Annotated in this window: 21 protein-coding genes; 11 read left to right on the top strand and 10 right to left on the bottom strand. The window is 42.5% G+C overall.

Translation table 11 applies throughout. The features are described from left to right. Window positions 1-32: 32 nt before the first annotated feature. The 5 genes from V7K53_RS00060 (at window position 33) to V7K53_RS00080 (ending at window position 6,791) form a co-directional block, all read left to right on the top strand. On the top strand, window positions 33-1,184 hold the full coding sequence (locus V7K53_RS00060) for a DUF1822 family protein (RefSeq protein ID WP_335195674.1): 1,152 nt from the start codon (window positions 33-35) through the stop codon (window positions 1,182-1,184). Between the two features lie 585 nt (window positions 1,185-1,769). Then, window positions 1,770-4,127, top strand: coding sequence for a CHASE2 domain-containing protein (locus V7K53_RS00065; protein WP_335195675.1), 2,358 nt, complete (start codon window positions 1,770-1,772; stop codon window positions 4,125-4,127). A 60-nt stretch (window positions 4,128-4,187) separates the two neighbouring features. Beyond that, window positions 4,188-5,006: a DUF928 domain-containing protein gene (locus V7K53_RS00070; RefSeq protein WP_335195676.1), complete on the top strand. Its 819-nt coding sequence runs from the start codon at window positions 4,188-4,190 to the stop codon at window positions 5,004-5,006. 157 nt (window positions 5,007-5,163) lie between these two features. Beyond that, on the top strand, window positions 5,164-5,403 hold the full coding sequence (locus V7K53_RS00075) for a hypothetical protein (protein WP_335195677.1): 240 nt from the start codon (window positions 5,164-5,166) through the stop codon (window positions 5,401-5,403). Window positions 5,404-5,414: 11 nt separating this feature from the next. Beyond that, the gene (locus V7K53_RS00080; protein ID WP_335195678.1) at window positions 5,415-6,791 is read left to right on the top strand and encodes an alpha-amylase family glycosyl hydrolase; all 1,377 of its coding nucleotides are present in this window, start codon (window positions 5,415-5,417) and stop codon (window positions 6,789-6,791) included. 59 nt (window positions 6,792-6,850) lie between these two features. Here the strand turns inward: V7K53_RS00080 and V7K53_RS00085 are convergent, their stop codons facing one another. Beyond that, the gene (locus V7K53_RS00085; RefSeq protein ID WP_335195679.1) at window positions 6,851-7,426 is read right to left on the bottom strand and encodes an S-layer family protein; all 576 of its coding nucleotides are present in this window, start codon (window positions 7,424-7,426) and stop codon (window positions 6,851-6,853) included. Window positions 7,427-7,491: 65 nt separating this feature from the next. Between V7K53_RS00085 and V7K53_RS00090 the strand changes: the two genes are divergently transcribed. Continuing rightward, window positions 7,492-7,626, top strand: a complete 135-nt coding sequence (locus tag V7K53_RS00090) for a hypothetical protein (protein ID WP_335195680.1) — start codon at window positions 7,492-7,494, stop codon at window positions 7,624-7,626. A 201-nt stretch (window positions 7,627-7,827) separates the two neighbouring features. Here the strand turns inward: V7K53_RS00090 and hisD are convergent, their stop codons facing one another. Next, the gene (hisD, locus tag V7K53_RS00095) at window positions 7,828-9,108 is read right to left on the bottom strand and encodes a histidinol dehydrogenase (protein ID WP_335195681.1); all 1,281 of its coding nucleotides are present in this window, start codon (window positions 9,106-9,108) and stop codon (window positions 7,828-7,830) included. A gap of 143 nt (window positions 9,109-9,251) precedes the next feature. On the opposite strand from hisD, the gene V7K53_RS00100 reads away from it, so the two are divergent. Together V7K53_RS00100 and V7K53_RS00105 are read left to right on the top strand one after the other, a co-directional pair. Then, window positions 9,252-10,040 (top strand): tryptophan-rich sensory protein, encoded by a 789-nt coding sequence (locus V7K53_RS00100; RefSeq protein WP_335195682.1) that lies wholly within the window; start codon window positions 9,252-9,254, stop codon window positions 10,038-10,040. 262 nt (window positions 10,041-10,302) lie between these two features. Further along, window positions 10,303-11,016, top strand: coding sequence for a pentapeptide repeat-containing protein (locus tag V7K53_RS00105; RefSeq protein WP_335195683.1), 714 nt, complete (start codon window positions 10,303-10,305; stop codon window positions 11,014-11,016). Between the two features lie 26 nt (window positions 11,017-11,042). Here V7K53_RS00105 and V7K53_RS00110 read toward each other — a convergent pair whose 3' ends face one another. The 5 genes from V7K53_RS00110 to V7K53_RS00130 form a co-directional block, all read right to left on the bottom strand. Continuing rightward, on the bottom strand, window positions 11,043-11,561 hold the full coding sequence (locus tag V7K53_RS00110) for a hypothetical protein (protein WP_335195684.1): 519 nt from the start codon (window positions 11,559-11,561) through the stop codon (window positions 11,043-11,045). A gap of 1,168 nt (window positions 11,562-12,729) precedes the next feature. After that, window positions 12,730-13,569: an MBL fold metallo-hydrolase gene (locus tag V7K53_RS00115; protein ID WP_335195685.1), complete on the bottom strand. Its 840-nt coding sequence runs from the start codon at window positions 13,567-13,569 to the stop codon at window positions 12,730-12,732. A gap of 179 nt (window positions 13,570-13,748) precedes the next feature. Then, entirely contained in the window at window positions 13,749-14,558 is an 810-nt protein-coding gene (locus V7K53_RS00120) for an SDR family NAD(P)-dependent oxidoreductase (RefSeq protein WP_335195686.1), read from the bottom strand. A 226-nt stretch (window positions 14,559-14,784) separates the two neighbouring features. Next, window positions 14,785-16,440, bottom strand: a complete 1,656-nt coding sequence (locus V7K53_RS00125; RefSeq protein ID WP_335195687.1) for a B12-binding domain-containing radical SAM protein — start codon at window positions 16,438-16,440, stop codon at window positions 14,785-14,787. Window positions 16,441-16,856: 416 nt separating this feature from the next. Continuing rightward, window positions 16,857-17,735: an NAD(P)H-binding protein gene (locus tag V7K53_RS00130; RefSeq protein WP_335195688.1), complete on the bottom strand. Its 879-nt coding sequence runs from the start codon at window positions 17,733-17,735 to the stop codon at window positions 16,857-16,859. Between the two features lie 407 nt (window positions 17,736-18,142). On the opposite strand from V7K53_RS00130, the gene V7K53_RS00135 reads away from it, so the two are divergent. Then, complete coding sequence (locus V7K53_RS00135) at window positions 18,143-19,762, top strand: cyclic peptide export ABC transporter (protein WP_335195689.1); 1,620 nt, start codon at window positions 18,143-18,145, stop codon at window positions 19,760-19,762. A 59-nt stretch (window positions 19,763-19,821) separates the two neighbouring features. After that, on the top strand, window positions 19,822-20,052 hold the full coding sequence (locus V7K53_RS00140; RefSeq protein ID WP_099099524.1) for a DUF6737 family protein: 231 nt from the start codon (window positions 19,822-19,824) through the stop codon (window positions 20,050-20,052). A gap of 135 nt (window positions 20,053-20,187) precedes the next feature. Here the strand turns inward: V7K53_RS00140 and V7K53_RS00145 are convergent, their stop codons facing one another. After that, window positions 20,188-20,382 (bottom strand): hypothetical protein, encoded by a 195-nt coding sequence (locus V7K53_RS00145; RefSeq protein WP_335195690.1) that lies wholly within the window; start codon window positions 20,380-20,382, stop codon window positions 20,188-20,190. 794 nt (window positions 20,383-21,176) lie between these two features. On the opposite strand from V7K53_RS00145, the gene V7K53_RS00150 reads away from it, so the two are divergent. Then, window positions 21,177-22,388, top strand: a complete 1,212-nt coding sequence (locus V7K53_RS00150) for a sensor domain-containing diguanylate cyclase (RefSeq protein ID WP_335195691.1) — start codon at window positions 21,177-21,179, stop codon at window positions 22,386-22,388. A gap of 77 nt (window positions 22,389-22,465) precedes the next feature. Here the strand turns inward: V7K53_RS00150 and V7K53_RS00155 are convergent, their stop codons facing one another. After that, complete coding sequence (locus V7K53_RS00155; RefSeq protein ID WP_335195692.1) at window positions 22,466-23,056, bottom strand: thioredoxin family protein; 591 nt, start codon at window positions 23,054-23,056, stop codon at window positions 22,466-22,468. A gap of 44 nt (window positions 23,057-23,100) precedes the next feature. After that, the gene (locus tag V7K53_RS00160; RefSeq protein WP_335195693.1) at window positions 23,101-23,277 is read right to left on the bottom strand and encodes a hypothetical protein; all 177 of its coding nucleotides are present in this window, start codon (window positions 23,275-23,277) and stop codon (window positions 23,101-23,103) included. Window positions 23,278-23,438 lie beyond the last annotated feature (161 nt).

A 23,438-nucleotide genomic window follows, 5' to 3' on the forward strand; every position in this document is an offset into this window, starting at 1 on the left:
GGTCTTTATATGGAGCCATTCTAGAATTATTTATGTTGAACCCACCTGCCCCATTCACTATTGACTCACAGCATTTATACTTGGAAATTACTCAATTTCCAGAAGTGCAAGAACAACCATACTCAACAGCTGGTGCTTGTCAACGTGGGTGGATAAATCAAAAATGCTTGCAAGCATTTTTGCCTTGGTTCCAGGAGGAAATTGCTCCCACCGCCAGGGTTTATCCTAACAGTGCGGCATTACCGAGTTTTTGGGAAGTAGTCAATGGCACAGCTATTACTTTCGAGCGCGATCGCCTGGTATTAATTCCCACCTTGGCAATGGATGACGATGAGTTACGCGTACCGCAAGAATGGGTAGATATTCCAGAGTGGGTTGCTGACTATTACATAGCAGTACAAGTTAATCCCGATGATGGTTGGATGAAGATTTTTGGCTACACAACCCATCAAATTATGAAAACAAAAGGGGTTTATGATGCTGGCGATCGCACTTACAGCTTGGAAAGTGAAGATTTAATTCCAGATATTAATGTGCTGTGGGTTACACGCCAACTTAATCAGCTAGAAACCTTACGTGCTGAGATTGCACCTTTAGATTCTATTGGCAAAACCCAGGCAGAAAACCTCTTAGAAAGATTGGGCGATCGCGATGTGAAATTTCCGCGTTTGGCAGTTCCATTTTCACTCTGGGGTGCGCTCTTGGCACATAGCGGTTGGCGAAAAAAGTTGTATGAACTGCGTCAGGGTTTACTTATACAGCGATCGATTCCGCAATGGTTGCAGACAGGAGTAGCCAATTTAGCCCAACAGTGGGGATGGGAAAAAAGAGAATTCGTTGTGGTACCTGTGGGAATGCGGAGTGCAGAACCAGTTCTCGGCTTGTCTCGGCAAATAATAATTGCAGAGCAAACATACGAGTTACGCATTTTCCCAAAAAGCGCTTCTGAGAACGATGTTTGGCGTTTTGAATTGCGAAGTACAACTCTTGATGGTCAAATTCCGGCTGGGTTTAAGCTCCGACTACTAACGGAAGACTTACAAGCTTTTGAAAATAATGAAGATACGGCAACAATTCCTGTAGATATGTTGTATTTGGAAGTAATTTTGGAACTAGGAGAAGGATTGGTTTGGGAAATAGAACCCACACCTGAAGACTATGAACGAGAGATTTTGCGGTTTTAAGTTTTACTTCAAAAATCTTCACGTTTAGCCTCTATTATTTACTCTTAAACTGAATTTCACAACACACAACAACCTATTTAGTAACCAAGATATATATAGCAGGGTGTAAGCGCACGGCAGTGCATATTGGTGTCAATTAACTTGAAACCCTTGTCAGGATGTGATATTGAGTTCATTTACTTATGGTTACTCACAGCGTCACCTCACCCCGGTTTTGTCTAAACCCAAAACCGCCTTTCCCCTATGCCTTGGGGCTACGGTGTTACACACAAGTCAAATTACCCCCCTCAATTCTCCCTTGTAAAGGGGGGGAAGCCGGAAATCCAGTTCCAAATGTTGTAGATACTCCTAAATCCTCCTTTTTAAGGAGGATTTTGAGAGGTTTTGCCCCCCTTTTAAGGGGGGTTGGGGGGATCAAAAGCTTATGGGGCAACTCTTAAAGACTTGTGTGTACACTGTAGCCTTTCCAAGGGGAGGGTTAGGGTGGAGTAAAACGTATGCGGTACAAGGGTTTGAGCTTAAGTTAACACCAATGGGTAGTGTCCTGCCCCTACGGGTACACTCAACATCTAGGGAGAACTAGCTGTGGACAAGTTAATCATCTTAAAGTTAGGGGAGGGAAACTTTGAACAAGGGTTTACCGTAACTCTACAGATTGGCGATGAAAATGTCCGCCCGACTGTGGAAATCACAGGTGAGCTTCCCCCCAACCCGGAAATTCTCCGCGATTATCACCGTTGGCAATCTATTTATCGTAATTTAAAGTTGCCATCTCGTCCGATTGGTTTAGCTAAAGAACTTAACCAAGCCCCCAGCCTAGAATACTGCCAGCAAGTGAGTGAGGAATTTAAAGTAAGTTTTAATACTTGGCTTGCTTCCGATTCCTTTCGTTCTATCCGCGAGAAATTGTTAGAAAAACTCATGCTTGCGGATAATATTCGGATGCTTTTACAAACCAAAGACCTGCGATTACAGAAATTTCCCTGGCATCTTTGGGATTTGATAGAACGCTATCCCCAGGCGGAAATCGCCTTGAGCGCTCCTGCCTACGAACAAGTCAACCTTAACCGCATAGCAACTACATCCGACAAAGTAAAAATCTTGGCGATTTTGGGTAACAGTCAAGGTATTGATACTAAAGCAGACCAGGCGCTACTTAATTTGTTACCCAATACAGATATCACTTTTTTAGTTGAGCCACAATGCCTTGACCTTACCGATCAGCTATGGGAGCAGAATTGGCAAATTCTATTTTTCGCCGGACATAGTTCTACTCAGGAAACGAATCAAATAGGAAAAATCTACATTAATCAAACTGAAAGTCTCACAATTAGCCAGTTAAAGTATGCCTTGAAAAAGGCAGTAGAACGAGGTTTAAAACTAGCGATTTTCAATTCTTGTGATGGCTTGGGATTGGCATGGGAGTTTGCAGATTTACATATTCCCCAAATTATCGTGATGCGAGAGCCTGTACCCGATCGCGTGGCGCAACAGTTTTTAAAGTATTTTTTAGAAGCCTTTGCGCGGGGAGGCTCGTTGTATTTAGCCGTCAGGGAAGCACGAGAAAGGTTGCAGGGACTAGAAAACCAATTTCCCTGCGCTACATGGTTGCCTGTGATTTTTCAAAATCCGGCTGAGATGCCGTTGAATTGGCGGGAATTGTTTAGAAATGCACCCAATCTCCCTGCATCTTTGTCTCAAACTACGCCTGTTAGAAGAACCACAAATCGCCTTGGCTTTTCATTAATATTACTGACGAGCATGGTAGTAACCATAATATTAATCGGGGTAAGGTATTTGGGTGTGCTGCAAACATTAGAGTTAAGTGCATTTGACCAACTGGTACGCTTGCGCCCTCGTGAAAAACCAGACTCACGCCTACTGGTTGTCACTGTGACTGAAGAAGATGTCCAGGCGCAAAAACCGGAAAAACCTCAAGGTTCGTTGTCAGACAAATCACTTGCCAAACTGTTAGAAAAATTAGAGGCATATCAACCACAAGCTATTGGTTTGGATATATACCGAGATTATCCAGTGGATAAGGATTATCCAGCATTGGCAGCAAGGATGCGAAAAAGTGATCGCTTTGTGGGGGTATGTCAACTCAGCGATTCTCAAGTCGGAAAACCAGGTGTAAAATCACCCCCAGAACTTTCTTCACAGAATCTCGGTTTTAGCGATATTGCCATTGATTCAGATAATGTCGTGCGTCGCCATCTGTTAGCGGCAACACCTTCACCCTCATCTCCTTGTACTGCAAATTATGCCCTGAACGTTCAACTGGCGCTGCATTACCTGTACAGCAAGGGAATTCGGTTGCAATTTAACCCTGATGGCGCGTGGCAATTAGGGAAGGTGACATTTAAACCAATAGAAGCTCATACCGGAGGTTATCAAGGAGTTGATGCTTTGGGACACCAAATCTTATTAAATTATCGTTCTTCTCCTTCACCAGAAGCGATCGCACCAAGTATGACCTTGCAACAAGTGTTAAGGGGTAAGCTCAATGCCAATGCAGTCAAAGGCAAAATAGTAATTATTGGCACAACAGCAGAAACTTTTGGTGATTACTGGTTAACTCCTTACATCACTCCTCAAGGAAAATTACAGGCAATACCAGGAGTATTTTTACAAGCCCAAATGGTCAGTCAACTACTCAGGGCTGCTTTGGATGGACAACCTCTGTTGTGGACTTGGCCGCTTTGGGGTGAGGTAATTTGGGTTTGGGGTTGGTCTTTTTTAGGCGGTTTGTTTACTGCCTATCTGCACCGATTCATTTACTTAAGCTTGGCAGGAGGAATCGCCATTATCAGTTTGTACGTTAGCTGTTTTATATTTTTAATTGTATATAGTTGTTGGGTTCCGCTAATTCCTGCTATGTTGGCTTTAGTAGTTAATAGTTTAATAGCTACAACTTACTTAAACATGAAATTTAAAAATTAATAATAACGCCAATTTGAAGCATGAAAATCGCCGTTCAGCAAGCAAGTATTAGGAGCTTTTATGAAAAGTTATTGGCAAAAAGTACAATTCATCGCGGCACTGGGAATGACTTTGTGGGGAATTATCGGCTATTCTCCAATGATTTTGATGACACCAGTTGCGGCGGCCACTCCTCAGAAATTTTCGCCTCCTCCGCCTCCTCCAGACAGGGGTGCAGCAGGCGATCGCGGAGGGGCTGCAAGTCGTGGTTGTGGTGTTGGGAATCAGTCTATAGTTGCACTGACACCTGTATATAAAGAGACATTAAATCAAGGGAAAACAGAAGCTGTTGCTGTTACTAAAGTTTGGGGTTTGACAAATGAAGAATATCCAACTTTTTGGTTTTTTGTCCCCTATCAAAAATCTCTAATTGATTCCATTGAGTTTGTTATCAAAGATGAGTCAAGTGAACAAAGTCAAACTCTTTACCGAACAATAGTAACAATACCAGAAGTACCAGGAATTATTAGCATTCCCTTAAACGCAAATATTCCCCCATTGCAAGTAGACAAGATGTATCACTGGTTTTTGAAGATAAAAGTCATTTGCAATCCCCAACAGCCTCCAGAACGAGAGTATGTGGAAGGATGGGTGCAACGGGTCAATCCAAATCCTCAATTAGTAGATAGCTTGAAGCAAGCAACTCCTCAGCAACGGGTAAACCTTTATGCCGAGAATGGTATTTGGTACGATGCCTTGACTACTTTGGCTGAATTACGTCTTAGCAAACCTGAAGATCCAACTCTAGCGGTGGAGTGGATGAATCTGCTTAAATCCGTAGATTTAGAGAATTTAGCTAAACAACCTTTAATAGAATGTTGCCAAGCTAATGCTAAGTAGCACAGCAAAGCAATAGTCTCTTTCCCTGTGCTCCTCAGTCACTGAGCAACTACTCTCAAGTCTGTAGCGACTACTATCGTGTTTCTTACCTTTTGCCTTCGTATATGAGTAATTATATACCGCAATTTTGCTGTCATTACTGCGGGGAAAGAATCTTTTGTTTACCATTCCCACCTCTGTGAGGAAGAATGGATGTATATTTTATCGGGAAAAGCGATCGCAGAAATCGACGGAGAAGAATTTGAGGTTTTCCCAGGAAACTTTATGGCATAGTAATACCAATTCAATTAATGATTGCAACACATCCTTGGCTAAAGACGCGATTCATCGCGTCTCTACAAATGGTCTATTTGTCGCATTCTTTTTTCAAATTGGTATAAAACACGATACGATTTAGGAGTAATATCTTTGATAAAAACTATATTCATCTGTGCAGTTGCGATCTGCACAACTTGTATTTACCCGATTAAAATATCAGCAGGAGAAAAACCTTCTACGATTTTTCATGCATTTGACCAACAGTACACTGATATCGAAAAGTTTGTCTGTGAAATAGGGAAGCAAGGATACTCTCACATTCAAGTTTCTCCAGCCCAAAAATCTAATCCCGCTCCAGAATGGTGGGCACGCTATCAACCTGTAGACTACAGCATTATCGAAGGTAGAGGTTCACTCTTAAATTTAAAAAAACTTATTAGTCAAGCCCACAATTGTCACGTAAAAGTGATTGCTGATGTTGTTTTCAATCACATGGCTAATTTAGATGGCAATGATGAATTTGAAGATTTAACTAAATTTCCAGGTCTTTCTATAAATGACTTTAATTCCGACTCAAACCGTCCAGGTAAAAAATCTTGTAACATTAATTATAGTGATGGCAACAGAGATTCAGAAATTAATTGTTGGTTAGGTGGACTTCCTGAATTGAGATTTACCAATAATGTTAAAACAATTCAAAAAGCTCATTTAAAAAAGTTGCTAGATTTAGGGATTGATGGATTTCGGTTTGATGCTGCCAAGCATATACCAGCAAATGTTGTCAAAGAGTATATCAGCTATGTAGATCGACAAAGTCAAGGAAAAGCATGGAATTATCTTGAGGTAATCACAGATAGCGACACCAGTGCAGAAAATTATAACTGGATTGCTGCTGTCACAGATTTTGTTCTCTACAATTCAATGAAAAATGCCTTCAGCTTTGGTGGAGATTTGCGTTCTCTGCGAGTTCCCACAGCCATAAACGATCCGCGTAGTGTCACTTTTGGCAGAAACCACGATACTATCCGCGAGATTAATTCCAATGCGATTAACCCCTATAGCGATCCTTCTGACTCTTTCCTTGCAACAGCCTATATTTTGGCGAGAGAAAGTGGCACTCCTTTAATACTGAACTGGGATAATAGAGATGCTGCTTTTATCAAATATGGTGTCAAATTCCGCCAAATTATGCATCAACGAGGAACTCAGGGAAAAAATACCAAAGAAAATGTTTTAGCAGCAATTGATAGTCCGACTGTATTACTAATGGAGCGGGGCAGTGAAGGATTCTTTGTTGTCAATAAAGGGGAGAATAAATTTAATATCCCAGCACTGGATTTGACCTTGACGAATTTGGATGGATGTTATCGGGAACTCCGTAATAATTTTACTGTTGCTATTGAACGTCGCGTAGGTGGGAAAAAATTTATAACTCGTTGGGGAAGCTGGAATAGAGGCGGTATGGAAGTTCAAAAACGCGATGCACTCTATTTTATTCGAGAACCTTTTAATCAATGTCAAATGTAGATGCTCCCTCCTGCTCTTAGCTCGACTTTATCCATTTTTTTGCAACGGCGTCAACGCTATCATCTGGATTTTAGACTAAAAAGCACAAAAGTTTCAGTTTTCTGCTTCGATTGTTGTTTTCTGAGAGTGATGAAAGAGCGATAATAAGCAGCACGGCAAGATACAGGGTTCTGCCATAAACCATGAGGCTTAGTAAGTGTATTCGCTGTAAGTTCCAACTCTCCTTTGGCATTTATCATCCACCCTGTAGCTTCTATAATGGGTTTTGGCGTAGCAGTAGTAGGTTTGATGGTAACAGGTGGACTCTTGCGGTTTCTGGTGCTGGGATTGAGAGTTACCCAATCTACCAGAACTGCATTAGGAGAAAGAAAGTTATAGGGGTTGCGGGGTAAACCGCCACGTCCAGTGATGATAAATGAACTAGCTTGTTGTTGCTTGCTTCTTGGGTTACAGCTAGTATCAGGTAGCTGGGAAGTATCTACTAGGTTTGCGGGTAGTTCTACCCTAGTGAACTGTAGTTTTGTAGTTCCTTCAAGGGAAGAGCCTGTCTGTGAAAATAAAGTGATGTCATTTGTTGGCAGGTCACGTACGTCTAATTGGCTTGGATCGTTGGTTTCTAGCAATCTCGCCGCCATTGGGATCTAGACTCAGACCGCAAGCTGTACTGTGGTGATATCAAAATCGCTATCGGTTGCTTTAAATGAACATTACCCCATACAAGACAAAACCCTACAGCGATCGCAAAATTAAAATAGCCGGAAATCTCAAAGATTTGGAAGCTCAAGGCTATTCATTTGGAACAGGGTTCGCATCTTTGATTGAACAGCATTATTGAGTAGTTGTATAAAATATCACGTGAATTTTACCCACTGCGATCGCATTCCTCAAACCCATGACCAAGTTTATCTTTAATAGTCTAGGTATTCTGAGACGGACATTAACATCTAAGAAGCAGAAAAGTTTGTATCAATCAAGCAGTCAGTACACGAATTAATTTTGAATAACCATCATCTAATTCACAAATTATCTCAGCTTTTTATTGCAAGCGTACAGATACACTACCTGCATGGGCTGGCAAACCTTCTGCCTCTGCTAAGGTGACAGCTGCTTTGCCTATTGTCTGTAATGATTGTTTGTCACATTCTAAAAAAGTAATTCGTTTGAGAAAGTCGTAGACACTCAAACCAGAGGCAAAGCGGGCAGAACGGGCAGTTGGCAGTACATGGTTGGGGCCTCCTAAATAATCGCCAATTGCTTCTGGAGTATAGCGTCCTAAAAACACGCTCCCAGCGCACTTAATTTGATCGGCAAGGAGTTGCGGGTTGTCCACACACAATTCCACATGTTCTGGAGCTAGTTGATTGAGCAGTGGTATACTTTCGGCTAAATCGCTGACCAGAATTACGGCTGCATAATTTTGCCAACTTGCACTGGCGACTTTTCTGGTAGGCAAATCGGCGAGAATTTTCTCAACAGCCTTGATTACTTGTTGTGCGAAGATTTCGGAATCAGTAATTAAGATTGACTGGGCACTAGGATCGTGTTCTGCTTGCGAAAGTAAATCCCAGGCAATCCAATCTGGGTTGTTCTGGTCGTCGGCTACCACTAAAATTTCTGAAGGGCCAGCGATGCTATCAATGCCAACAGTGCCAAAGACTTGACGCTTGGCTTCAGCAACATAAGCATTACCAGGGCCAACAATTTTATCCACTGGGGCAATGCTTTCTGTACCATAAGCTAATGCTGCGATCGCTTGCGCCCCACCAATGCCATATATTTCTGTCACACCAGCAACTTGAGCAGCAGCCAATACAACGGGATTAATCTCACCGCCAGGCATCGGTACTGTCATGACAATTCTTTCAACACCAGCAATTTTCGCTGGTAAGGCATTCATCAACAAAGAACTCGGATAGCTAGCCCGTCCCCCTGGTACATAAATTCCCACTTGCGACAGCGCTACCCAATTCAATCCCAGTTTCACCCCCACTGCATCGGTGTAGCCAATATCTTGTGGTAGTTGTTTTTCATGGAAAGCCACAATCCTCTCAGCAGCAAATTCCAGCGCCGCCAAGACATCGGCAGGACATTGTGCCGCGTGTTCGGCAATAAAGGTTTTGCTTAGATGCAAAGACTGGAGATTGTTGCGATCGAAGCGGCTAGTATAGTCCTTGACTGCGGCATCACCACGCACTTTGACATCAGCGAGAATCTCGCGTACTGTCCCACTAACATCAACTGTAACTTCCCGGCGATCGCTTACAAGAGTTTTGAATTTGACAGAAAAATCTTTGTCGGTAGTTTGAAGTAGCTGCATGGACAGTATCTTAAAAGCAGTGAGGTCAATAATTAGTTTAACTCCTGATTAACTTGCTAGATATGACTGTGGCTTATATGCAGCATCACTCTTTTTCAGATGTAAGCTGAAAGAAAGCACAAAAGATTATGAGTTAACATCCTATGCAGCAGTCCACAAGAGGCAATTACCGGGATCTTTGGCGGCAGCTCGTTACTTTGGCTGCAATCTTTGGTGCTTTCTTTATCAACGTAGTATCGAACATTTTTCCGCTCAATGGACTTAGCATCGGAGAAATTTCCAATACTTTGTTTAAAAATGTCCTGATTATCCCTGCTAATTACGCCTTTGCTATCTGGGGGCTGATTTACCTGGGGTTGTTTGCTTTTGGGGTATACCAAGCTCTACCTAATCAACGATATGAGCCTGATTTACGTAAGACAGGTTATCTGTTGGCGATCGCCTGTGTTGCTCAAAGTATTTGGGTATATCTGTTTCTGTCTCGGCTTTTTGCTCTTTCTGTCATTGCAATGCTCTTGATTCTGTTGCCGCTAATTGGTGTTTATGTGCAGTTAGAAATTGGCAAATCGCGTCTACCTCGGCTGAAAAAATGGTGTATTTACTTTCCGATTAGCATTTATTTAGGCTGGATTAGCGTGGCGACCATTGTCAATGTAGCGTGTGCCTTGGATTTTCACAGGTGGAACGGTTGGGGGATTTCTGCTGTAATCTGGACTCTCATCATGGTATTGATAGCAACAGCAGTTGCAGTAGTTATAGTCATCCAGCGTCGAGACATCGCTTATGCAGGAGTAACAGTTTGGGCATTGGTGGCGATCGCACTCAAACACTTTGATAACTCAATGCTCAGAAATACCGTATTGGTTTTGGCAATTTTCCTAGTTTTAACCGCAACTATTAACAGCTTACGCATCCAACAAGAACATATTTAAGTATGATGACATACCCGCCTAGTAGTTCGCCAAGGAAACTTGGCGGGGTAAAGGGGAAGGGGGAAGGGGGAAAAGGTTTAAATCCCTTACCCTTTTCCCAGTCCTCACGAGCGCATTTTTGGGTTGGCAGACTACTAGTGTTTCTCAAGAGAGAACTTTTAGCAAGCGTTCGTTAAGCACGCACAGTAATGGTCGGTTGTTACACATACCAGTCTGATTGTTATTAGCCAGAATAGATAGTTAGAGCCGTAATCGGCTGAAAATGCCAAAATTTATAGAAATGAAAAATATTCTCTCGATTAGTTGGAATAACTGGTTAAAACGGCATAAAGAATCTGTTTTACTATTTGACTCAATTGCTGCCGCTAATGAGATTGCTCTAATGCTTAACGGTCAATGGGATGGCTGCAATGGTGTAATTGTAGCTTCTAGTGATGAGGTAGCTGTTAACACTGCTGCCAAACTCTTACAAGCTACATGGTGTTATCAAGGCGCATCAAAAGCCGTTTTAAACAGAGTAACAACTAATGAAATTTTACGCCGCTATGCAATCGGAGAAAGAAATTTTGTTAATGCTAATTTGAGGTGTGCAGTACTTGCATCAGTGAAGCTAAGTGAAATTAACCTAAGTTATGCCTCCTTGAGTCGGGCGGACTTAAGTCAAGCCAATTTAAGCAAAGCTGATTTAACAGCAGCAGACCTAACTCAAGCGAATTTAAGTGGAGCCGACTTGAGTAAAGCATACTTGATGAGGGCAAACCTAAGCGAGGCTGACTTGCAACGAGCTTCACTTCAGGGGGCTAACCTAAGCAATGCTAACTTAAGTGAAGTCAACCTCACTGGTGCAGATTTAACAGGAGCTAATCTGTCACTAGCAGACCTAAGAGGGGCAAAGTTTCACTTGTGCAATTTGAGTGGGGCTAATCTAACAAATGCCAAGTTAATTGAAAGTGACTTAGCTTTTGCTCAACAATGAGCGATCGCCGGACTCCAGTATTACCTTTAGTCAGTTCCACCCCAAGTCCAGTTAGGATTGCCATTCTTTAAACTATTTTTTAGCACTACTAGGGGATAATCATTAGCATCAGAGCCGCCAGCCAAATCTAAGATGAAGTAAACTTTACCTTTAACAAAGTGCATCCGTAAATAATTAATCTTTCCAGAGTAGTCTTGCCCATCAACCTTAGTCATTCCAGCAGAAGCAAAGCATTTAGCATATTTTGGCTTGAGTGTACCAACCCATGTAACACTAAAGCTATTACTGGTTTGAACAGAGATATTACTGGCATAAGTACTCAGGTTAATAGAGCCATCTGTTGCAAAACTGCCTTCTTGATAAGGACGGGGTTTTTCAGTAACAATTACCTTGTCTGGACAGCTTTGTTTTTGCTCGTTTTCACTATAAACTTTTAGCTCAATTTTTTGTGATTGATTTTGTGCTTGAACGCACCAGTTAGACAACAGAGGCAGTAAACCAATACTTGTGCCTATAATCAAAATCAAAGGTCTAAATGAAATCATACTCATATCCAAACAAATACTAAATTGAATAAACTGATTGGCTAAGTAAAAGGCTGTTTATAGAACAATACGCTTGGGTTAGCGCCAAAAACCATAAACTACGTAGCGATCTGTCAAATTCATTTTGACGGTTAGAGAGACGCAATAAATCGCCGTCTCTACAGGGAATTTATCCATCAATTATTTATTCACAGACTAGTAGGTTGGGTTGAAGAACAAAACCCAACATTTTCATACAGGATAAAACCTGACTTCTAGCCTGGACTGTACAGCACTAGGATAAACAGAACTAGGGTTACTTGACACCCGCATTATCCAGTATAAATTGAATTATTTATTACAAATATATTGAATAGATTTATGTAAATTATTGGGGGTTGTCCGAATTCAATCAACAACTGCCCGAATTCAGTAAGGAATGAGAATTAAATTAGATTCATAACTTTTTTCTGGGGGCATGGCACTGAAATGCTTCTATGTAGGAAATCTGGAAGTTAATAAATCCTTATTCCTAAACAACTACCCGAATTCAGTAAACGACTGCCCCTGTGGAATCTTGCTACATACCTCAACCCTTCTCCCATACTTGGAAGAGGGATTTAGGGTGAGGGCTTTTGATTCATGCCACCAATTTTTATGTATATTTCTATGTAAAAATACTTAAAAACTGTTAGCAAGTATAAAGTGTGTACACCGTGTCAGTTTGAGTCGCCGCAGATGTTCGCTAATTGCGATCGCTCGCTGTTTGTCTATAGTAAAGGTCAGCAGATGCGATCGCAGTTCTAAATCATTTATTAAATTTTCTATTTCTCTCTCTTTAGCGAAAAATATTTTTTAATCGTAGACGCATTCGCGGAGCGTCTGTCTGCGACACGCTGCGCGTTCGCGTCCCGCAGGGAACGTAGAGAAGCGGCTTGCCGCAGGCTACCGCAGAGGCGCAGAGACCACAGAGAGTATGGAAATAGAGATTTTCACGAATGATTTAGGATTGTTATTCCTCTTCTGTCATTGGCATTTCTGAATTCTAGAGCTTTTGTATATGAAGCAAGGGCAAGATTTTTTCCTAATAATAAATAATAATCAAGCTTTTGTAGCTTGTATTGATTGACTGATAAAGCTTATAGAAATGGTACTAGGAAGTAGGAGCATTATTGCAATGATGAAATTTCTAGTTTTGGCCGCTAGATTGGTCAGCGAATGCTTTGAACTCGACAGCATCATGACTACAGAACAGGCGTACACTTTTATTGCGATCGCTTGATAATGCGCGTAGCCGATCTTGATTGAGCAATCGAGCCTGACGATCCACTTCCATCATCCATTGGTAGGCGCGTAAACCTGGCGTGCAGCTTTTTTTGGCTGAGTCCATCTCGTGCCGATAAAAGTAGGCATCACCTGCGTGGAGAAGCCAACCCTCTGGTGTATCAATGGCGATACCAGCATGACCCCGTGTGTGACCAACAAGGGGAATGAGGAGAATTTCTGGCGGTAGCCCATCGAGGTTACGTACTGCTTCAAAGCCGAACCAAGGTTCGCCTCCCCCCGAATAGTATTTCCAGTGCTTAACCTCATCCCACTGTTCTGGACGATAGCGGCGTCTAGCTATGAAGCCGCGCCGATCCTGGGCGGTTTCCATCTCAGTCTGCATTACGTGTACGGTTGCTTCTGGGAAATCCTCTAGACCACCGGCATGATCGAAATCAAGGTGGGTAAGCACTATATGACGCACATCTCGCGCGGAAAATCCCAACTTTTCAATTTGATCGACTGCCGTGTATTTTTTATCAAACTGGACGCCATTGAAATGAATGAAGAACGGGCTGAGGCGGGAGTAAGGCGAGTTGATATCGCGCAGTCCGAAGCCAGTATCAATCAGAACAAGTCCCTGCTCTGTCTCGATCAGCAGACAGTGGCAGACGAGGTGAGCCTTCGGGCCGCGACTGAAGCCATCGAAGAGGGCCCCGCCAATCGGGCACATACAGCCGCAATTGAGATGATGAATTTGCATGAATCCTCCTTGACTGTCAAACCATCCTAAATGTGTGAGTAGGGGCGCACAGCTGTGCGTCCCTACAGATGTACAAATAATTTGGGATAATTTCTTTTTTCCAAGTCCGTTAGCCCAGGCGATCGCACCCCGCTTAAAATGAGTGCTAACTGAGCATATTCGCTTGATTAGGTAGCAAATTAGTTGTTGCCTGACCCCGGCTCACTCAGCTTGCGGTGCTGTTCAGCACTGACTGTATCAGGTAAGACCTTACTAACATTCGCCAGAAGCTTCGTTTTCAGCGAACCGGCGATGATGCGATCCTTACCTGCCATCAAAGCTTCAAAACCCTGCTTGGCGACCTCAGCCGGATCGTCCTTTTGATCCGTGCCCACTTTTGTGTCGTCCATACCCGCACGGTGGAAGAAGTTGGTATCGGTGGGTCCCGGCATAAGCGCGGTGACGGTAACGCCCGTATCCTTCAACTCGTTGCGTAACCCTTCTGAAAAGGAATGCACAAAAGCCTTGGAGGCAGCGTAGACTGTCTCGAACGGGCCGGGCATCAGGGCAGCAATCGACGATGTGAATAGAATTCGACCCTTGCCAAGCTCAACCATATCCTTCACTACCCGTTTGGCAAGATGTACAGAGGATACGACATTTAGATCGATCAGATTGAGTTCGTCCTTTAGGTCGGTTTCACGAGCGAAATCACCCCCGACACCAACACCTGCGTTGATGGCGATCGCATCTACTGGTCGCCCAGTCGCCTTAATCTGGTTGTAGAGTGTCTCAACACCGTCATAGCTAGCCAGATCGGCCTGCACCGTCTCAACTTTAGCACCCAGCCCCTCGAAGGCAATAGCCGCTTCGTCAATGCTCGATCCGGTGGCTGTAACTAGGAGATCGAAGCCGTTTTGAGCAAACTGTTTTGCGAGTTCATAACCGATGCCGTTAGAGGCACCTGTCACGACAGCCAAGGGTCGGGTCAATGAACTGTTCATAACCATCAAAAATTCCTATGTAACTGCTCCACACTCGCTTGCTATGGTTTTATCGCTACCAAATAATTGCATGGACTGTGGGCTTTCAACCCTTACAATCTTAGGTAGGTAGGAGTGCGATCGCGTCTTTCCAAGGAAGTATCGCTAGTGTATCTTCAAGGTTACTTTTTTACAGTTCTGTATCTACCTCTAACAGACTTTCAACCTCTCAAAACTTATTTTAATTGTTACCTTAGCTACGAACTTTCGTAACGATTTTTTGGGAATAAAACGAAGCCGATTCTTCATTTTTGGCACAATCTTGGGCAAACTTAATCAAATGGTGTCCGACAAGTCCAACGTGAACCAAATTTTCAATATTACCTGCTTTTAGTGCTGGCTTGGCCATTTTCCAGAAAGTCTGACGATAGTTACTAAATAAGCCTATCCGCACCAAAATATTAGTTAAATAAGTTAAACCCTTGCGAATATTAGCCGCAGAAGTCCGAGAGGGGCTGTTAGGAACTTCGATGCGATTTGGATAGGTGTGTTCCATGTTGTAGGCAAATCGCTGATATAAAAATTCCGGCTCATAAGCAGTTGTAATGCAGCGCCGCCACATCTCAACAACTTGCTCGTAAGGCATCAAAAATTCAACATTTGATTCCCGGTTTTCATCATAGACAAGTCGCCCTTCTGCTTCTAATCTCCGCCATAATGGAGTTCTCGGTAATGCATGAAGCAGGTTAATTGTCAACATTGGAATTTGCGATGCCCGCATAAATTCAATAATTCGGTCTGCTGTTTCTGGTGTATCTGTATCTAACCCGATGATGATTCCTGATACTACTTCCATGCCATAACTATTTAAAACCTGAATCGCTTTTAAAATTGGCATACTCAGATTTTGGTCTTTGGAAATCGCATGGAGGGCATTTGGTTCCGGTGTTTCGATGCCGCAAAAGATTGTGCAGAAATAAGCTTCGCGCATCATTTCCAGCAGCTTTGGACTTTGAGCTAAGTTGAGCGTGGCTTCACAAGCAAACTGGATGGGGTAGCCATTGCGTTTTTGCCAGTCAATCAGATGCGGAAGTAACTTCATGGCGGCGCGGCGATCGCCAACAAAGTTATCATCAACAAAATATACTGCCCCTAAATTGCCTGATTGTCGCATTGCATCTAACTCGGCGACTACTTGCTCTGGTGTTTTCATCCGAGGACTGTTGCCATAGAGTTCGGGAATATCGCAAAACTCGCAGCGATAAGGGCAACCGCTAGAAAACTGGACATTTGCCAAGAAATAATCATTGATATTCAGCAAATGATAAGCTGGGGTGGGAAACTCTGTTAAGGGTAAACGTTCCTTGGTTTCAAAGCGAATTTGTTGTTGCGGACGTTGAGAGTTTTGGTCTAGATATTCGATCATGCGATCGCTAGCATCTCCCAATTCGCCCAAGTGTAAAATATCAAAATCAGGGTAATATTCTGGACACCCAGATACCGAAGGGCCACCCACAACGGTGATTTTGCCGGCTCGGTGGGCAAGTTCGTTAATTTGATTAATCTGTGGTTTCTGGATATGCATTCCACTCACAATCACCACATCAGCCCATTGATAATCAGCCCGCGTTGCTGATTTGACATTCTCATCAATAAACCGCACTTCCCATTCTTTAGGTAAGTAGGCAGCCACAATTAAAATACCTTGGGGTGGCATAAAAGCCCGAACTTTACCCATAAGTGGGTAAGCGTGATGAAAAGTACCAAAAGAACGGCTGTACTTGGGAAAAATACACAGAATGCGTCGATGGTGCGAAGGAACGTAGCGGGTTCCTTGAGTGACAGAAGCGGTTTTAGAATTGTCCGCTACATTAATTTGGTTCTCTAAAGACTTTAAATTCACAGTCATCGCAAATTTCACCCTGGAAAACTGAGCAGGTAATTTGACAGTTTATTGACATAATTCGCTGTAATTCTAACTAGCTTACCAAAGAAAGGTAGGAGGCAGAACGAATTAGAAATGTATTTTTGCTCAAAACAAAGTCTTAGCGATTATAAATCGCCCCATCTTACCTTCAGTAAATCGCAAAGTTTTTTTCAAACTAAACAATAGACTTCTTGCAAAAGTCGGGGTAAAGGGTAAGGGGGAAAGGGTAAAGAAACTCAAAATCCTTTCCCTTTAACCTTTACCCTTTTCCCTAAGAGTGCAAAAACATATTTTTGCAAGAGGTCTAATTAATAACTTCCTCAAGGGTTTCTGAATCGGTTAGGGCTAGTTATTTTGGTGAACTCACGTTAATTATTAGGATGGGCGTAAATTCCTTGTTAAAAAGCAGCAGCAAATTCCTTTGCAAAATCTTCCAACTTTACTTTGCCCATAGCAATTGGCTTATGCAGTTCATAATCCTGCCGCGATGCGCCGCTGTGAATGCTGGTGCCCATTTCAACAAAGTTGGCCGCAATATGTGCCGACATTCCACTCTCTTCCAAACCGCTTTGTGTTTGCTCATCGGTCAAGATTAGCCATTTTAAATCCGGCTTGCCAATGGCGGCACCTAAGATGTGAGCGGTTTCGTTGGCCGTATGCTCGTCACTTGCCACATACCGCACTTGCTTGCCAGTAGAAGCTGTTTCTATTTCTTCCGCAGCGGCAGCGGCAATATCTCTTGGGGCAACCATTACAAGCTTGTCGTCGCCACCATAGTTTGCGCCAATAAAGCCCAGCCCTTTGATCGTATCTACAAAGTTGTAGAGGTTGTAGTAGAAGTAACCAGGGCGCAGATGCGTAATGGCTACGTCTGACAGCTCATTCAAAATGCCTTCTACATCGTGAGAACCGAGGATGAATCCGGTACCCTTATCTAAATTCGCGCCCATACTGCTGAGATGAACCACACACTTTACGCTCGACCGTTGAATGGCTTGTGCATAGTTGCTGCCAGTTCTCTGGTAATACTCTCTTGGATCGGGCACGGTGTAGTTTGGCGGCACCATAGCATACACGGCATCGGCATCAGTAAAGGTGGACACCAGGAAATCAACGTCTTCCAGTGAGCCGATGGCAGCGGTGCCACCCAGAGCTTCAATGTCTTTTTGCTTTTCCGGCTTGCTGCTGATAACCGTAACCGTATGACCTTTTTGCACTAACTCCTTTGCCAGTGGCTTGCTGATGTTTCCTAACGAACCTGTTACTATAACTTTCATAAATATTTCGTTTTTATTTGCGAGGGTTCCTGAATCGATTAGTGCTATTTGTTTTGGTGAAGTTAATGGTAATTATTAGGATGGACGTAGATTCCTTATAATTTCATTTTTTGAAACTCTTTTCAATTATATAAGTTTTATTAAAAACTTAGGTATTATTTAGAACTAATATGTACGGAGAATTGAATTGGCGTAGGCGTAGCCCTTGAGAAAAACTTTGCCATTTACTAACCTTGTGCCTGATTTATGGTGATATTTGAAGGGGTGTTTAACTGGTAAAATATAAAATCTACCCTAGCAATGCAAATTTAATTGGTTGGCAAACAACAATTATGGAAATCGCGCATGGGACATAAAAAGAGAGATTTTCATTTTTTGTTGTGTCCAAATGGGTATAGGCATTTGTCATGAATTTGATTTACTTTCTTTTGCGTTCTTCGTGGGGGATGGTGGCGATCGCGATCGCTACCGGATTTTTGAGTGGCGGTAGTAGTGCTGGCTTGATTGCCTTAATTAGCCATGCTGCAAGTAGCGGTAGTTCTTCCCGCCTCACATCGATAATTTGGGGTTTTGCGGGGCTGGCAATAGTTGCACTAATTACCAGTATCATTTCTCAAGTGATGCTGATTCGTCTTTCTCAGAATGCAGTCTTGCAATTACGGATGCGTTTAAGTCGCCAGATTCTCGCTTCCGAGTTGAGTCATCTAGAACGCTTAGGGAATCCTCGATTATTGGCTACTTTAACAGAAGATATTCAGGCGGTGGCTAATGCTGTTTATCAGATGCCTTTTATCTTTATTAATTTAGCGATCGTATTGGGTTGTATAACCTATATAACCTGGCTTTCTTGGTTAGTATTGTTGATGGTTTGTGGGATTTCAGTAGTTGCGATCGCTAGTTGTCAGTGGCTACTCAACAGAGGCGGACAATTACTGACTCTAGCTCGTGAAGATGAAGATCATCTATTTAAACATTTTCGTACCATTACCGAAGGAGTCAAGGAACTTAAACTAAACTACAAGCGGCGTGAAGACTTTTTAGAAGAGAAACTACAATCAACTGCTAGCGAGTTTCGTCATCACAACGTTAATGGTCTAAGCCTTTTTGCCATAACTTCAAGCTGGGGTCAACTTATATTCTTTTTTGCTCTCGGTTTTGTACTGTTTGTCCTACCTAATCTACTTGCTATCAATCCCGAAACTCTCTCTGGCTACATTTTGACTTTCACTTACTTGGTGTTACCGATGGATAACATCATCAGTAAACTTCCTTTATTAACCAAAGCTAGCATTGCTTTACAAAAAATCGAATCACTGGGTTTATCTCTAGCTAGTCGAACTGAAATATCCACTGTTCCACCTGCTCTGAAATCTGACTGGCACAGATTAAAATTTCAAAGTGTCACCCACACTTACTATACAGAGCAAGAAGACAATAGCTTTATTTTTGGGCCCGTCGATCTAACACTTTATCCTCAAGAATTAGTCTTCATTGTCGGCGGTAATGGTAGCGGTAAATCTACATTAGCCAAACTAATTACTGGTCTTTATATCCCAGAAAACGGCGAAATCTGGTTTGATGATGAGTTAATTAGCGAAGAGAATCGAGAATGGTATCGCCAGCATTTTTCCGTGGTATTTTCCGACTTTTATTTATTTGAAGAACTTTTAGGATTAAAAAATTCTCACTTGGATGCTCAAGCAAGAAAATATTTAAAACAACTGCAATTAGACCATAAGGTGAAAGTTGAAAATGGACAAATTTCTACCACTGCTCTTTCTCAAGGACAACGAAAACGGCTAGCTTTACTTACAGCCTACTTGGAAGATAGACCAATTTATCTATTTGATGAGTGGGCAGCCGATCAAGATCCAGTATTCAAAGAAATATTCTACACTCAACTTCTCCCAGAACTGCGATCGCGTGGTAAAACAGTACTGGTGATTAGCCATGACGATCGCTATTTTCATTTAGCAGACCGAATTATCAAACTTGACTATGGAAAAATAGAGTACGATAAAACTTAATCTGGCAAAACAATTCATAATTATTAAAAGAATATTTGGAGTTTGACTAAATAAAACTAATGTCTGAACAAAAGCCCATAAATCCTTGGAACTACAAACCTTGGTGGTGTCAACCCTGGTCTATAGTTCTCACAGGTGTAACACTAATTGGTGGTAGCTGGTTACTATTTAAAACTATCTGGCTAACAGTTCTCGTTTCCATCCCAATAGGAACGTGGATGGCATTTTTTGTGTTGTTTTGGCCACAACTAATGATTCGTAGTGGAATTTTGGAGTCGTATAAAGAGTAGTTTGAACTTAATGTAATCCTGAAAATTAGTCTAGGTAAAGAAAATTATTCCACCGTGTTCAAAATTTAGCATCTCATTACCCCCCTTATAAAGCTACGGTGTACACACAAGTACTATCTGAAAGGGTTTCAGGCGTTATAGACCCCTTAAATTGTCATTAGGAGCGCAGTGATAACGGAGCAAAGTAATCACATAATCCCGTGAGTTAAAGCGATTGCTTGTCTTAGACAGGCACTTGCGAACGTCGTTCCTCCTCTCTACGAGACGCATTCGCGAACGCTGCGGACAGCCTGACAGAGCGATCGCCATCGGAAAGAGCGGGTACGCCATCGCACAATCCTATTGCTAGAGAACGAAACCAAGTGTCAGGTGGAATTTCACGACTTGTGTGTACACCGTAGCCTTATAAAGGGGGGAAATAGGAAATTTTGTTCCCTCCCCTTTGCAAGGGCAGGGCTGTTTCATTCCATTTCAAACAGGATTTGTCAAGATGGTTAGTGAGAAAATTGTAAGTAAGCGTGACGAAGAGATGAACATTTAAGCACTGAAATATCAGTAAAATAGTTGGTTTCATCGGCACGTCGGTAACAAAATAACTAATTTTTAATCGCTAGAACCCTTGATTTTTAAAGCTCTTTGGGGAATGAATCAGCCCTGCTTTGCAAGGGGAGGTTAGGGTGGGGTAAAAGCTTGGTTAATCAGCTATTTCAGACTTTTGTGTACACCGTAGCCGATGCTTTGGGGAGGGGATTAAGGGGTGGGGTGCAATGACTGTGGAAATCATAACTAATTACCCGGACTTGATATGGTATTATCTCTGCATATACGCGCAGAGATGAGCAAAACTGTGCTGCAAAGTTAAGCGTAGGCGTAGCCCGTCGTAGACATCGCTCAAGCAAATTGTGAGAAAAAGTTCCCCAAACCGATTTTTAACTCTCGGAACTTATGTACGTATAAACAAATTAGTGGTATCAAAAACATTAATCCATGATTAAGAACTCTAACAATATAATAAGTTTTGATAATTTTTAGCTAATATTGATATTTTTTAAGCCTCCTTTGGGCAAAAGACCTTGTAAGTATCTAGATACTTAGGGAATTTGCACAGGGAAAGTTAGGGTGACATGAACAACAGAGCAAACCAAAGGCATGAAGCGCATCATGTAATACAATATTTCTGTATATTCAACCGAATGTTGATTTTTGTTGCAGAGATGTTAATGTCACGCAGCTTTGTTGCTGGAGAGGTAATGCTGCGGTTGTTCCAAAATTTACAACATCCCAGACTTTCCTGGTTAAGGCTTAGACACTCATCTGTGAAAACCCAACCTGTTCCTCTACCTGACAATGAAGCAGAAAGGCTCAAAGCCCTGGCGGACTACAATATTCTAGATACCCTACCCGAACAAGCTTTTGATGACCTAACTGCTATTGCTGCCTACATTTGTAAGACTCCAATTGCTTTAATTAGCTTAGTTGATAGCGATCGCCAATGGTTTAAATCTAAGGTTGGACTAAAAAATAGCGAAACACCCAGAGATGGGTCTTTTTGCTCCCATGCCATTCTTCAACCAGAGGATATATTAGTGGTTCCCAACGCCATTAAAGACGATCGCTTTAATAACAATCCCTTAGTCAAAGGTAATCCCAAAATTCGTTTTTATGCTGGTGTCCCTCTACTTACGCCCGATGGTCTTCCAATTGGGACGTTGTGTGTTCTAGATACCATTCCTCATCACCTAACTTACCAGCAGTTAGATGCACTGCGCCGCCTAAGTCGTCAGGCGATCGCTCAAATAGAACTCATTCAGGAAGTTCGCAACCGCAAACAAGCAGAGATCGAAGGAAGACAGTTATTGCTGACCGATGAACTAACAGGTTTGCATAACCGACGTGCTTTCTTCCTAATGGCTGCACAGCAGTTGAAAATTGCTCACCGCATGAAAGTGTTTTGCTGGGTTATGTTCATTGATTTAGATGGGCTAAAACAGATTAACGACACCCTTGGTCATGACATGGGAGATGCCTTGATTATTGATGCTGGTCGATTACTTAAGCAAACTTTTCGGAACTCAGATATTGTTGCCCGCTTGGGTGGGGATGAGTTCATTGTTTTCATATCTAGCTACTTTAAGGACGCTGATAGTATCCAAGCGCGTCTACAAACAAATATCGCTAACTTTAATCAACAGCAAAACCGTAGCTATAAACTTTCTATGAGTATCGGCATAGAGCGTTACTCACCAGAGAGCAATATGTCACTAGAGCAATTAATCGCCAGGTCTGACGAATTAATGTATGCTCAAAAGCGTCTCAAGCAGCAATCTCTTACATAGAATATCCCATTAGATAACAGTCTTTAACTACGAATTACGAACTTGTACTGAGCGTAGCCGAAGTATTACGAATTATTTTAATTTACCACCTGGCTGCCATGACTGCGGGGATCGTCTTGATTCGTCGTTGGTGCTACTGGGGCTGAAAACTTGGAAACTTTGCCGCTAGCTTGAGCATAAGGGAGAGAGGAACCAGTAACCAAAGCTTCTAAGTTACTAGCCATAATCGTTCGGGGTTGATCGCCGATGGCTTGGGCTACGGTTTCTCCTTGCTGACTCAAAAATACAAAATGGGGAATCCCATCTACCCGAAATCTCAGCATTTCCGGCAGCCACTTTGTGTTATCTACATTCAGCATGACAAAATTCATCTTGTTAGCATACTCTGTTTCTAGTTGAGTGATATCTGGTGCCATTTTCTGGCAGACAGTACACCAATCAGCATAAAACTCGACTAGAGATGGTTTGCCGTTGCTGATTGCTACTTCTAACGGTGTGGAAGTCTCGCTTAACTTGGCTAGAGTTGCCGAGGTTGTTTCAGTTCGCAATCCCAAGACAAGGGAAACGCTAAGTGCGATCGCTACCATTACAATTAAGAAGTTTCTCAGACGCTTCCCGAATGTAGATTCAGGTTTTTCGGGAGAATTAACAGGTGAATCAGTACTCATAACGGCAGAATTATTAAAACTTCTTAAGCAATTTCTTCTTCAGTTTAGCTGACTCCAGGCATTCTTCTAAGAAACAAGGGAGGAGGCAGAAGGCAGGAGGCAGGAGGCAAGAGGATTTGACTTGTTTCTTCCATCCATATAATAGAAGCAATAGAAGCGATCGCGTCCGTAAACAGCTTTAATCTTCCCAGGATGGAAGCTTGAACTGGAAATTGGGGCATGGGGTATGGGGCATTGTGCACAGGCACAAGAGGAACGGAAGAAAAGACTTGCCACCACTTCTCCCCTGCTCCTCGGTCACTGAGCGTAGCCGTTGGCGTTCGCGTTAGCGTCTCTGAAAGAGAAGCCTCTCGTAGAGAAGTGCTGCTTCCCTGCTTCCCCT

The sequence above is a fragment of the Nostoc sp. genome, from assembly GCF_036917355.1.
Classification (GTDB): domain Bacteria; phylum Cyanobacteriota; class Cyanobacteriia; order Cyanobacteriales; family Nostocaceae; genus Nostoc.

What these genes read in the sequence shown, in the direction of transcription:
- V7K53_RS00145 (WP_335195690.1), bottom strand. Translation starts at nt 20,382, where the DNA reads ATGGCGTACCCGCTCTTTCCGATGGCGATCGCTCTGTCAGGCTGTCCG.
- V7K53_RS00115 (WP_335195685.1), bottom strand. Translation starts at nt 13,569, where the DNA reads ATGCAAATTCATCATCTCAATTGCGGCTGTATGTGCCCGATTGGCGGG.
- V7K53_RS00155 (WP_335195692.1), bottom strand. Translation starts at nt 23,056, where the DNA reads ATGAGTACTGATTCACCTGTTAATTCTCCCGAAAAACCTGAATCTACA.
- V7K53_RS00070 (WP_335195676.1), top strand. Translation starts at nt 4,188, where the DNA reads ATGAAAAGTTATTGGCAAAAAGTACAATTCATCGCGGCACTGGGAATG.
- V7K53_RS00150 (WP_335195691.1), top strand. Translation starts at nt 21,177, where the DNA reads ATGAACAACAGAGCAAACCAAAGGCATGAAGCGCATCATGTAATACAA.
- V7K53_RS00130 (WP_335195688.1), bottom strand. Translation starts at nt 17,735, where the DNA reads ATGAAAGTTATAGTAACAGGTTCGTTAGGAAACATCAGCAAGCCACTG.
- V7K53_RS00125 (WP_335195687.1), bottom strand. Translation starts at nt 16,440, where the DNA reads ATGACTGTGAATTTAAAGTCTTTAGAGAACCAAATTAATGTAGCGGAC.
- V7K53_RS00060 (WP_335195674.1), top strand. Translation starts at nt 33, where the DNA reads ATGTTGAACCCACCTGCCCCATTCACTATTGACTCACAGCATTTATAC.
- V7K53_RS00110 (WP_335195684.1), bottom strand. Translation starts at nt 11,561, where the DNA reads ATGATTTCATTTAGACCTTTGATTTTGATTATAGGCACAAGTATTGGT.
- V7K53_RS00085 (WP_335195679.1), bottom strand. Translation starts at nt 7,426, where the DNA reads ATGGCGGCGAGATTGCTAGAAACCAACGATCCAAGCCAATTAGACGTA.
- V7K53_RS00090 (WP_335195680.1), top strand. Translation starts at nt 7,492, where the DNA reads ATGAACATTACCCCATACAAGACAAAACCCTACAGCGATCGCAAAATT.
- V7K53_RS00105 (WP_335195683.1), top strand. Translation starts at nt 10,303, where the DNA reads ATGCCAAAATTTATAGAAATGAAAAATATTCTCTCGATTAGTTGGAAT.
- hisD (WP_335195681.1), bottom strand. Translation starts at nt 9,108, where the DNA reads ATGCAGCTACTTCAAACTACCGACAAAGATTTTTCTGTCAAATTCAAA.
- V7K53_RS00135 (WP_335195689.1), top strand. Translation starts at nt 18,143, where the DNA reads ATGAATTTGATTTACTTTCTTTTGCGTTCTTCGTGGGGGATGGTGGCG.
- V7K53_RS00120 (WP_335195686.1), bottom strand. Translation starts at nt 14,558, where the DNA reads ATGGTTATGAACAGTTCATTGACCCGACCCTTGGCTGTCGTGACAGGT.
- V7K53_RS00140 (WP_099099524.1), top strand. Translation starts at nt 19,822, where the DNA reads ATGTCTGAACAAAAGCCCATAAATCCTTGGAACTACAAACCTTGGTGG.
- V7K53_RS00160 (WP_335195693.1), bottom strand. Translation starts at nt 23,277, where the DNA reads ATGCCCCAATTTCCAGTTCAAGCTTCCATCCTGGGAAGATTAAAGCTG.
- V7K53_RS00100 (WP_335195682.1), top strand. Translation starts at nt 9,252, where the DNA reads ATGCAGCAGTCCACAAGAGGCAATTACCGGGATCTTTGGCGGCAGCTC.